Origin of the sequence: Enterobacter sp. LM3 (assembly GCF_046622475.1) — a bacterium.
GTDB classification, from domain to species: domain Bacteria; phylum Pseudomonadota; class Gammaproteobacteria; order Enterobacterales; family Enterobacteriaceae; genus Enterobacter; species Enterobacter cloacae_P.
In genome coordinates, this window is the sequence record NZ_JBJURN010000007.1 from 95,420 (window position 1) to 105,935 (window position 10,516).

The following is a 10,516-nucleotide window of genomic DNA, read 5'->3' on the forward strand; positions in this document are numbered from 1 at the left end:
CGAAAGCAAGCGGAAGTGATCATGAATCAGATCCGTCCTTTCATTCCCCTTGTGCAGAATGGAACGATGAGCCTCGAAGAGTTCAAACAAAAAATGCAGGGTTACCGGAACGCCACAAAAAAGGATTTCGACGAGTACCTACTGAACTGGCTTAGGGGTGGTCTCGAAGAGGCTAAACGATTGCCAGAGTTAGGACGGTATCATAAAGAAATCACTGGTGATCCTGTATCCCCGCCAGATACAGCAAACGAAGCGCGAGGCTACGCAAACCACTATTTGGGCAAGATGTACAGTGGCGAAGATATGACGGCCCAAATGATGGTCGCAGCGCTGAAAATGAAAAAGTTAGATGTCAATGAATCCGACCTTGATCAGGTTCATCATATCGCCAGCCAGATAGATATGAATCAGGCCCTTATGTCACAGGCTTATGAAGCATTCTATTCTGGTGATTTGACACGATACCAGCAGATCATTGATTCGATGGGATCAGCTTTACAAAATGCAGCTCCGGCAGTTATCCCCGCACCAGTGCAGCAAAATACTGCGAAAATTGCAGAGACTGAACCAGCACACATCCCAAGATTGTTGGAAGCGTGGAATGTCTATATAAACGATAAGGGTCAAAAGTGGCGCAAGCAAACAGCAAATGAGAATCAGCGTTTCTTTGATGTCCTCTATCATGTTGTGGGTGATATCCCTGTTGATAGCGTTAAGAAACAGCATATAAGGGATTCTCTCAAGGTGGCAGAGAATCTGCCTACTCGAACTAAACTACCCTACTCCAGAATGAGTCTTGCCGAGTGCATTGATTACGATGTCCCTGAGGATGATTTGATCGCCAGTGAGCATGTCCACAAACATTTAAAGCTTTGGCGTTCCTTGTTCAAAACATATCTAGTCGATCAGAAAGATATTCTTACCAAGTCTCCAACCGATGGGATCACCTACGAGGTGAAGCCTAACCGAGGTGGGAGCTACACAGCCAGTGAACTGAGTCGAATCAAAGAGCATCTCTTCGCACTACCAGACAGTGATTATCGTAAATGGTACTTCCTGACCCTGATTTATACAGGTGCTAGACGTGGTGAAATAGCGGATATCCTTAAGCACCACATACGGAAAGATGAGGAGACCGAGCGCGGGTATATCTTTATTGAAGGTGGGAAAACCGAACACGCCCGGCGACAGGTTCCAATCCATAAGGTCATAGAGGCAGGGCTTTTGTCTTGTATAAAAAACATTAAGGATTCCGAGCATGTATTTGGTAATCTTCCGAACTATACAACAATCACATATGATTGGGTGGAGTTGCTAAGAGTCCTAGATATACCTGATTACAATGAGTTTGGATTAAAACGGCGCGTGCATTCATTGCGGCATACATTTATAAGCAATGCTATAGCATCCGTTGGAAACTCCTCACTGGTGCAGTTTGTCGTGGGTCACAGCAGAACGCAGTCATTAGGTATCACAGCCAGGTATACGCACACCCCAGACTTGAAAGATCTTATCCCTGTGGTTGATGCACTTTGAAAATAATCGATGCAGAGTGTATACACTCTGCATGAATAAATTATTTTATATGTCGATTCAAGAAACGAGTAAACTGATTCGTCGATCCAAAGAAGTTAGGATATGCTTTTTTCAGAGATTTCACGTTATCAGTTGCAAGCAAAACCGCAATATGTATGTTTGGATCTGAATCACTTTCTTTTAGCGCGGCCAGCGCAGCATCTGCTTCGCTTACTCGATAGGCTTTAACACTTACAGCCATCTTTCTTTGCTCAAGGTCTACGACACGCATTGTAACTAAATAATGTCCTTTATGATTTCTGGGTAGCCTTGCTTTTATCTTGTCATGGATAGTCATATTTATTGCTAAGGCGTATGTTCCAAGCTTGCGCCTAACTGCTAAAGTTTCCTCAAGGACTTTTAGTTCATCTTCATATACAGATACAGTTTCAGGTTTTAAAGGGCAAGCTCTTTCATCATGCGCGACCAAACAACCTGTGAGATAGAAGAAGCGCCGCCAATCATCATGCCCTTCACTCGAAGTTTTTAATTTTATATCTTCTAATGTATCTATTATTTCAAGACTTGTTGCCCATGCGTGCTGAAGCTCTGTTCGTAATTGAACCTCTATCTTAGTTTTTTTCCAGGGAAATTTATCATCAAGACCATCAAAGCAGCTATATACTAAATGGATACCCCCATAACCGCTTTCCTTCGGTGTTAAATAGTCGGATTCTTTAATGATTTTATGTACGGAGCGGCTTTTTAACAATTTTTCTCTTAATGCTTTTAGTTGCTCAAGATTTTTAACGATAGCACGGCAACCACCGATATCTTGCATCCGAGTAACCCTTATAGCATTTTGTGTTTTTCCATTATCTAAACTTGGTCGCTCTAATTTGTCGATGATTGTAGAAAGCCGTTTTAATCGTCTTGCTACAATTGTTTTCCTATCAACCTTGACTGCCGTTCGGGCAAGATGGTTTTTCATTAGCATCAACGGATAAAGATGCAATTCACGGAAATTTTGAATCATTGCAATTGCAAGTTCTTTCTCTTCACCATCACAACCGTGTCGGATATTTTGAGCTGATTTATCAATAAGGGTTTTTGAAAATTTTAAGATACACTTTTGACTCTCGTAAACTTCATTCCCCATTTTCGACATCTCTCCATAGGTTTTATTGCAGTGTGTGTACGCATGAGAATGCATACTGGATGAAAACTCAAGTCATTTATGCCACTCACTTCTGATTTTCTTCATAAATTTTAAGCGCTTTCGCTAACTCCAACTGAAAAGCGAAAGACAGGCGGGATCGGCTGATCTTGATACCGTCAATAATGATGTATGTAGGGTAAACAGTGACCATGCGGCCCAAGTATTGGAAGTGTTTAGGGTGGTTTGACTTATCGTTATTCATTGCGAGCCATCCGTCTGAGTGGGGGTAATCCCGGCAACGGATGATTGATCTAAAATCGATCAAAATCAATAACTTAACATATCACCAAATCCAGGGGTGTACACTGGCAAGCCTCCCTCAGCCTAACTTATACACGAACAGAAAATTGGGGCGGATTCCTTCCAGTTGGGTGGGAAAATATCTGGGAGTTTGGATATTGCAGCCAGGCACCACTAACAGGGCCGGGGGTGGGTCTTGATCATGTTTGTCAAATATCACTGGCTTGGTTCATGGTGCAAATCACTTGGTATCAACAATCGTACATTTTACGATACCAATCTATCCCCCTTCAAACTGGTATCAAAAAATTACCCTATTGACATAAAGATACCAATGATTAATTATGATACCGTTAATTGATACCACTTGAGAGGATGTTATGAGCCGCACTTTTGCATACTGCCGTGTGTCCACCAGCGAGCAAACGACCGAAAACCAAATCATGGCGATCCGTCAGGCGGGTTATGATGTACTCGATAGCCGCGTAGTGTCGGAAGTTGTTTCCGGTGGGGTACAGGCAATGAAGCGTAAAGCCTTCTCCGAGCTCGTTAACCATAAACTGGAAGCCGGGGATAAGTTAGTTGTACTCAAGTTGGATCGCTTAGGACGTGACAACATCGATGTGCAACAAACAATCTCAATGCTGTTAGACAAAGGAGTTGATGTTGTTTCTTTAGATCTCCCTGTGAGTAACCTTGCCAGTGCAGAAGGAAAACTGATGCTGCAAATGTTCTCCGCTTTTGCTGAGTTTGAAAAATCGCGTATCACTGAGCGCACTAAAGAAGGTTTGGATCGAGCGAAGAAAGAAGGTAAAAAATTAGGCCGTCCTGTGGCAACGGACACATACAAGCGTGTACAAGAGTCCAAAGCTATTGGACTAAGCCAAGCTAAGGCTGCCTCTGCGCTGGGATTGGGGATTGCCACTGTAAAACGACACTGGAATAGTTAACTAGCTCCAATTCAGACTTCAATATTTCTAACAAAAATCAAACGTTAAGTGTGATCTGAACCAGTTAAAAATAAACCAGATGACTTAAAATGCTTCAGAGTCTTTACTTCTTGATTATGTTTACGAATAGCATTTATGGAGAGAGCATGGCTTTTGACACTACTATTTTTGAGGAAAAGGAATTTAGAGGTGCTTTAAACAAACTTGAGGAGCTACTGTCGCATTCCAAAGCTGTTTTACTAGGAGCGGGTAGTAGTGCCTGCGCGGGGCTACCCTTAACTAACCAATTGACTAACAAGGCATTGGAAAGCGATAAGCTTTCGATGGATTCGAAGAAAATACTTCATTCTATTCAATCTTCATTTACCGGTGCAAACCCTACATCACATATCGAAGATTATTTAAGTGAACTGGTCGATTGGCTAGCTATTACTTCACGTCGCATCAACCGAGGTATTGATTCCAGTAACGTAAAAATCGGTGATGTAGAGTATGACCACAAGCAATTGATAGCGGCAATTGATGAAATTAAGTTGGCTATTTTTGACGTAATCAACATCGAAGTTGATTCTGAAATTCATGAGAGATTTGTGAAAGCGCTTCATCGCCCGATGAGACCAGGGAAAGAAAGCCATGCAGGAAGCGTCGATTACTTAGTCATGAATTATGACACCCTGATCGAGGATGCTTTAGCATTGTCTGAATTAAGATATGCCGACGGTTTAGAGGGGGGAGTTTCTGGATGGTGGTCCCCAACCACCTTCGATAAGAAGTCCTTAGATGCTCGAGTATTCAAATTACATGGTTCAATAAATTGGGCCGAACATCCTTCATCTACTACACCTTTACGTATCGCCCCACATCTTAAACGCAATAAGAAACAAACCGCGAAAATCATGATTTGGCCAGCATCAACAAAGTATCGAGAAACTCAACTTGATCCATATGCAAATCTGTTACAACGTGCTCGGTTTGTTTTAAACCCTACAAACGGTGACCAAAAAGTTTTGTTAGTTGCTGGCTATAGCTTTGGTGATTCTCATATTAATCTAGAAATTGAGCGGGGATTAAAATCCTCAAAAGGTAATTTGACGCTTGTAGCTTTCACTAGCGATACAGTGCCAAACGGTGTGCTGAAAAAATGGCATGAAGATAGCACCATAAATGAACAAGTATTAATATTTGCCGATAAAGGTTTTTTTCACGCAGCACATGTTTTGACATCACCAAACAGCATTGAGTGGTGGAAATTTGAGAACCTAACACAAATTCTTGAAGGTGGAGTTTAACATGGATAACAAATACACAAAACCAATTGAGAATTTGGCAATAGGTAAGATTATAGAAGTTGATGGTTCACGCATAATTGCAGAGCTTGATGCTTCTATTTCGGATTTATCTAGAGTATTTGCAGGGGAGAACTACCCCATAGGTCAGTTTGGTTCAATCATTAAAATCCATTTTGGCCGACGCTCCATCTACGGTTTGGTTAGTCGCTTACGTATGAAAGCAGATTACCAATTAGAAAAAGGAATACCTGTAGTTGCCTCAGATGAGAGAATAATTGAAGCCGATCTATTTGGTGAAGGGGAATGGCGATTAAAGTCTGAAGGAGCGTTAGCACTCGAATTTGAACGCGGTGTTGCCACTTATCCGCTACCACAGCAAACTATTTATCTTACACCGAAGTTAGAGCTTAGATTTATATATGGAGATGCTAAAGGCGCAGTAATTCAACTTGGTGAACATGTTGGTTCGGGTGGTGCTCCATGTTATGCGGATCTTAATGAGTTAGTTGGAAAACACACTGCGATTTTAGGATCAACTGGCGCAGGTAAATCAGGAACAGTTGCAGCTGTAATTCATAGTATTCTTGAGCGTGGCGAAATTGCTGATCACAAACATTGGCATCCACAGATTATCATTCTCGATCCACACAATGAGTACGGAAAAGCATTTCCAAATCATCAACGCTTATCTACAGATGAAGGGACTTTAAAATTACCTTACTGGTTACTTGATCTTGAAGAATCATTAGGTTTATTCATTGGCAAAACAGAGTTCGCAGCGACTTCCCAATCTAACATTATTAAGAATGCCTTAATTTATGTACGAGAGAAAACAGCAGAAAAACTCGATCTTGATAAAAGAAGATTAACTGTCGACTCACCAATACCATATGTTTTAGGGAATGCTGAAGGTTTAGATCACTTTGGTTATAAAGATGGCGCATTGTATACTGAAGGTTTAATTGGAGCCATCAACCTTCAAAGACCAGAAGGCAAAGACAAAAATAAGCATGAAGATTTTAGTAAAGTCATTAGAAAGATCGACTCTTTATTAAAAGATGGGCGACTTAAATTTATGATGGAGAACTGGGACGGGGAGCAAGATCCTCTATCAGTTATCGTTAATCAATTTTTGACTCAAAAAACAACCATACAGATAGTTGACCTCTCGGGTGTGCCAAATGAGGTTGCTGGAGTTGCAAGTGCGGCAATTGCGAGAATTGTATTCCAACTTAAAATTTGGCAAACAGAAGACGAACGTCAAAACAGCCCAGTATTGTTAGTCTGTGAAGAAGCGCATCGATATGTGCCGAATCGAGGAGATGCACAATATGAAGCTGCACAATCCGCTATTCGCCGGATTGCAAAAGAGGGTCGAAAATATGGTGTTGGCTTGCTACTAGTCTCACAAAGACCAAGTGAAGTTGAAGCTACAGTTTTATCTCAATGCAACTCATGGATTGTGCTAAGAATCACCAATGATGCTGACCGAGAGCATGTTAGAAGTGTGTTGCCAGATTCAATGTCAGGTCTTACCAAAATGCTCTCAGGCCTTCGACGACAAGAAGCTATTTTTGTTGGCCAAGCTGCTACACTACCAACAAGAGTTATGATTCGTGATTTGCAAGCAGAGCAACTACCTCGCTCTAACGATGTCAACTTCGACCAAGGGTGGCAACAACAAGCGATGAGTTTGGAACAAATCGATTTAGTTGTTAAGAAATGGCGCTATCAAATGAAATGACTAATCAGTCATAAATTTGAGAGTTCCGAATAATTTAAACCCATAGTTATAGGTTTCATACTGTCAATTAGTCCAACATAGTTTTCTTGAACCCCAGAGTTTTTAAACGCCAATAGAATTGAGAAAACAAAAAAGGGCTACGCTGATGAAAGCGGTAGCCCTTTGATTGTTTATCAAGCAAAATCGAGAATTACACTCAACAATAAATTTCTAGAAGAGACAGAGAATAGAGCTCCCTGCTAGGTGGCCTGTATCGCTCCCTGAGAGTTTTTTGGCATACAGGTAATACGATGGGATTACTTGCTAAGTAAAATTGGATACGGGGCTTCCTACGAAGGATTTTAATGCAGCGTATTAGACGTCTTAAATTTTACCCTCGACGCAGAGAATGTTTGCTGCCCTTTGCCATTAGAATACTTACCGCGATTCTTGGCAAGATATGAAATCCGTTTGACCATCTTAGCAAGTGAATCGTGATCACCTCTTTTGATTCTATATCCATCATCGGGAAGATGGACACGGGAAACCCCATTAGTAAGTTCTGACCAGATACGGTTTACTCTTCCGATAATCCCTTTGTCTTCAAAGCCAGCAGTGTTTACCTGGAAATATGGTAAAGCTATCCAGCAGTGGTAATGAACTTGTTTAGCCCTTTCTTTCTCCCGAACCCAGCCATATGCGAATTTTTTGATTGGCTGATTGTTCCAGGCTTTTGCGGTGAACTGACCTCGCAGACGAGTAAACAACTCGCTGATCAGTTTATTACTTTCACTAACAGACATCCCTTCCGGGACAGATAAATCAAAGCGGAACCCATACAGTTCGTTATAGTGCGACAGCATAGCGCGAAGCTGTTCTATAAATCTGTCGATGATTTCTTTTCGTATTGGACTGCTACCCTTACTTAACGGATTATGGTTAAGCTCATAGGTCAAACCATTGTGAAGATAGGTTGAGGAATGGATCAGGGTGTAATGACCGTTGTCACGGTGAGATGTCAGTAAATCAATTTGTTCTACAGATAAGCTAGATTGCTGCATACGCCTCCTTCAGTAGTGTTAGATAGTTCCTCATGCAGTGTATAGGTATTAATAAAAACCAGTAGAAAACTGAAGCACAAAAAGCCCAGCAGACCCACACCACTTCTGGCATTGGAATACAGGCATGATTGAAAATTTTCACTTAGAAAAGTTTCTGGTAAAAAACCAGGTTCTCTATCAGCTTACCACTGTCTTTTGTGTTCAGCAAGATTTTCTAACTGTAGGTCGTGAATTCCTGATTGCAGCATGGACAAAAATTGACCTTTCCCGCAACTAACCAAAACCAACGAGATATCCCTGAGCGGTCAATGATGTTATTGGCTAAACCAGCATAGGCCAAGGATGAAAGATTACGGTGTGTTGTTGAAAGCGGGATGTTCAGGAGCTTTGAAAGTTCTAATGCTGAGCTAGGAATAGACGTTTGAGTAAGGTGGTGCGAAATATTTATACGTGAAGTTGTCAGTGTTAATCCTGCTGACTTCAGGATAATAGCCATCCGGTTATACTCATCACTTAATGGGGGGGTAAACGAAGGCAAAATGGACCCTGTAAGCAATATTCACTCTCTTTGAGTCAATTTATCAAGAATAATATTTTATCATAAAACCTCTCAATTGAGAATTGTTCTCAAATAATCTTTGAGACAATAATGATTATTAGGCAAAGATACCGGTGTATGCACGAGTATATGTATATCTCCATTTAAGTTAAATCTGAATGGAGCAAGGGGGAAAACGATGTGCATAAAAAATGGGATTCTGAGTGCAATTAAAGCTGTCACACAAAACGATGATTGCCCTTTATGCTAACAGAGCAATACATTGATTTATAATGATATTAATTTTTCCCTGTACGCCTTCACAGGCGTCGAATCAGGTCAAAAGAGGGCTCAGCCCTGCTTTGATGGCCGCGTAGTATATCTGCTTACACCTTTACAAGAAAGGCTTAACATCGCCCACGCCTTCACGAATCACTTCCGGAGCATCTTCGGTCAGGTCGACCACGGTTGTTGGCTGCTGACCGAGATAACCGCCGTGGATAATCAGCTCGACCACCTTCTCCAGGCGATCTTTGATCTCTTCCGGATCAGACTCAGTAAATTCACTGCCGGGTAGCATCAACGAGGTAGAAAGCATTGGCTCGCCGAGGGTTTCCAGTAGTGCTTGTGCAATCGGGTTAGACGGCACGCGCATCCCGATAGTTTTACGCTTTTCCTGTAACAGGCGACGCGGCACCTCTTTCGTCCCTTTCAGGATGAACGTGTAGTTGCCCGGCGTGTTGTTCTTGATAAGTCGGAACGCCACGTTGTCGACATAAGCATAGGTGGACAGTTCGGAAAGGTCGCGGCACATCAGGGTAAAGTTGTGTCCGTCCGGCAGCTGGCGAATGCGGCAAATACGCTCCATTGCCCCTTTATCTTCAATTTTACAGCCCAGCGCGTAGCCGGAATCGGTCGGGTAGACAATAACGCCACCTTTACGGACGATCTCCACGGCCTGATTGATCAAGCGCGGCTGCGGGTTATCCGGATGGATATAGAAAAACTGACTCATACTTCCCTCTCTTCAATTTGCTGTGGCTGTTCCCAGAGCTGCCAGACCGGTTCAACGCCTGCGGGCAACCAGAGCTTACGCCCCAGTTCAATCCATGCACAAGGCTGATGGAAATCAGACCCCTGCGACGCAAGCAGACCATACTGACGGGCGTAAGTCGCGAGCTGTGCTCGCTCATTGGGAGCCTGCTGGCACTGAGCGACTTCCATCGCCTCACCGCCGCACTCGGCAAAGTGTGCCAACAGTCTTTTCAGCCATTTAGCAGAAAGATTATACCGCCCAGGATGGGCCAGCACGGCCTTACCGCCAGAATGATGAATCACATCAATAGCTTGTTTTATTGTACACCACTGTGGAGGAACGTATCCGGTTTTCCCGCGTGCCAGATACTTTTTAAAGACATCCGCCATCGTCGTCGCCTTGCCCGCCTCAACCAGAAAACGGGCAAAGTGACCACGCGTCACCGCCCCGCCGTTCGCCAGTTTTTGCGCACCCTCCAGCGCGCCCGGAATATGCGCCTTTTCCAGTCGATCGCCAATCATCTCCGCGCGCTGGTGACGACGTGTTTTTTGTTCTTGCAAAAATGCGCACATTGCCGGATGTTCTATATCGATGTTCAGGCCAACGATATGAATTTCGTGGTTTTCCCAGACGGTCGAGATTTCGACACCGGAGATCAGATTCAGCGCTAACCCACTGCGGGCGATCTCAGCGCGCGCCGCCGGAATGGCATCTGTCGTATCGTGATCGGTTATCGCCAGCGTGCCAACACGCATTTCAACGGCACGATGGACTAACGCTTCAGGCGTCAGCAGACCATCAGAAGCCTGAGTGTGGCTGTGTAAATCGTAAATTACGGCGTAAGTGGTATCGCTCAAAGCACTTCCCATCACAGGTTGAAAACATCCGAAAACTCTATGATAACGATTTGCCGCGAAATTCTGAAATCAAGGGTTGACAATACGC

General features: G+C 43.1%; 8 protein-coding genes. 4 read left to right on the top strand and 4 right to left on the bottom strand.

Going from position 1 to position 10,516, the window contains the following annotated elements; translation table 11 throughout:
* Positions 1–21 precede the first annotated feature (21 nt).
* On the top strand, positions 22–1,536 hold the full coding sequence (locus ACJ9N4_RS10515) for a tyrosine-type recombinase/integrase (RefSeq protein ID WP_411500455.1): 1,515 nt from the start codon (positions 22–24) through the stop codon (positions 1,534–1,536).
* 40 nt (positions 1,537–1,576) lie between these two features.
* Here ACJ9N4_RS10515 and ACJ9N4_RS10520 read toward each other — a convergent pair whose 3' ends face one another.
* Positions 1,577–2,683: a RelA/SpoT domain-containing protein gene (locus tag ACJ9N4_RS10520; protein WP_411500456.1), complete on the bottom strand. Its 1,107-nt coding sequence runs from the start codon at positions 2,681–2,683 to the stop codon at positions 1,577–1,579.
* A 671-nt stretch (positions 2,684–3,354) separates the two neighbouring features.
* On the opposite strand from ACJ9N4_RS10520, the gene ACJ9N4_RS10525 reads away from it, so the two are divergent.
* From ACJ9N4_RS10525 to ACJ9N4_RS10535, 3 genes are all read left to right on the top strand, one after another.
* Positions 3,355–3,924 carry a recombinase family protein gene (locus tag ACJ9N4_RS10525; RefSeq protein WP_411500457.1) on the top strand — a complete coding sequence of 190 codons (570 nt, stop codon included), beginning with the start codon at positions 3,355–3,357 and terminating at the stop codon, positions 3,922–3,924.
* A 146-nt stretch (positions 3,925–4,070) separates the two neighbouring features.
* Positions 4,071–5,213, top strand: a complete 1,143-nt coding sequence (locus ACJ9N4_RS10530) for an SIR2 family protein (protein WP_411500458.1) — start codon at positions 4,071–4,073, stop codon at positions 5,211–5,213.
* Between the two features lies 1 nt (position 5,214).
* The gene (locus tag ACJ9N4_RS10535; protein ID WP_411500459.1) at positions 5,215–6,957 is read left to right on the top strand and encodes an ATP-binding protein; all 1,743 of its coding nucleotides are present in this window, start codon (positions 5,215–5,217) and stop codon (positions 6,955–6,957) included.
* A gap of 341 nt (positions 6,958–7,298) precedes the next feature.
* On the opposite strand, the gene ACJ9N4_RS10540 is transcribed toward ACJ9N4_RS10535, so the two are convergent.
* The 3 genes from ACJ9N4_RS10540 to rnm all read right to left on the bottom strand — a co-directional run bounded on the left by ACJ9N4_RS10540 (position 7,299) and on the right by rnm (position 10,428).
* A complete protein-coding gene (locus tag ACJ9N4_RS10540; RefSeq protein WP_411500460.1) occupies positions 7,299–7,997 on the bottom strand; it encodes an inovirus-type Gp2 protein in 699 nt (232 codons plus the stop codon).
* A 932-nt stretch (positions 7,998–8,929) separates the two neighbouring features.
* Complete coding sequence (locus ACJ9N4_RS10545; RefSeq protein ID WP_003856793.1) at positions 8,930–9,550, bottom strand: L-threonylcarbamoyladenylate synthase; 621 nt, start codon at positions 9,548–9,550, stop codon at positions 8,930–8,932.
* Entirely contained in the window at positions 9,547–10,428 is an 882-nt protein-coding gene (gene rnm, locus ACJ9N4_RS10550; RefSeq protein WP_182271658.1) for an RNase RNM, read from the bottom strand. The genes ACJ9N4_RS10545 and rnm overlap by 4 nt, the downstream gene beginning before the upstream one ends.
* Positions 10,429–10,516 lie beyond the last annotated feature (88 nt).

Excerpts from the sequence above, each read along its gene's own strand:
- ACJ9N4_RS10515 (WP_411500455.1), top strand. The coding sequence starts at position 22 with ATGAATCAGATCCGTCCTTTCATTCCCCTTGTGCAGAATGGAACGATG.
- ACJ9N4_RS10520 (WP_411500456.1), bottom strand. The coding sequence starts at position 2,683 with ATGTCGAAAATGGGGAATGAAGTTTACGAGAGTCAAAAGTGTATCTTA.
- ACJ9N4_RS10525 (WP_411500457.1), top strand. The coding sequence starts at position 3,355 with ATGAGCCGCACTTTTGCATACTGCCGTGTGTCCACCAGCGAGCAAACG.
- ACJ9N4_RS10530 (WP_411500458.1), top strand. The coding sequence starts at position 4,071 with ATGGCTTTTGACACTACTATTTTTGAGGAAAAGGAATTTAGAGGTGCT.
- ACJ9N4_RS10535 (WP_411500459.1), top strand. The coding sequence starts at position 5,215 with ATGGATAACAAATACACAAAACCAATTGAGAATTTGGCAATAGGTAAG.
- ACJ9N4_RS10540 (WP_411500460.1), bottom strand. The coding sequence starts at position 7,997 with ATGCAGCAATCTAGCTTATCTGTAGAACAAATTGATTTACTGACATCT.
- ACJ9N4_RS10545 (WP_003856793.1), bottom strand. The coding sequence starts at position 9,550 with ATGAGTCAGTTTTTCTATATCCATCCGGATAACCCGCAGCCGCGCTTG.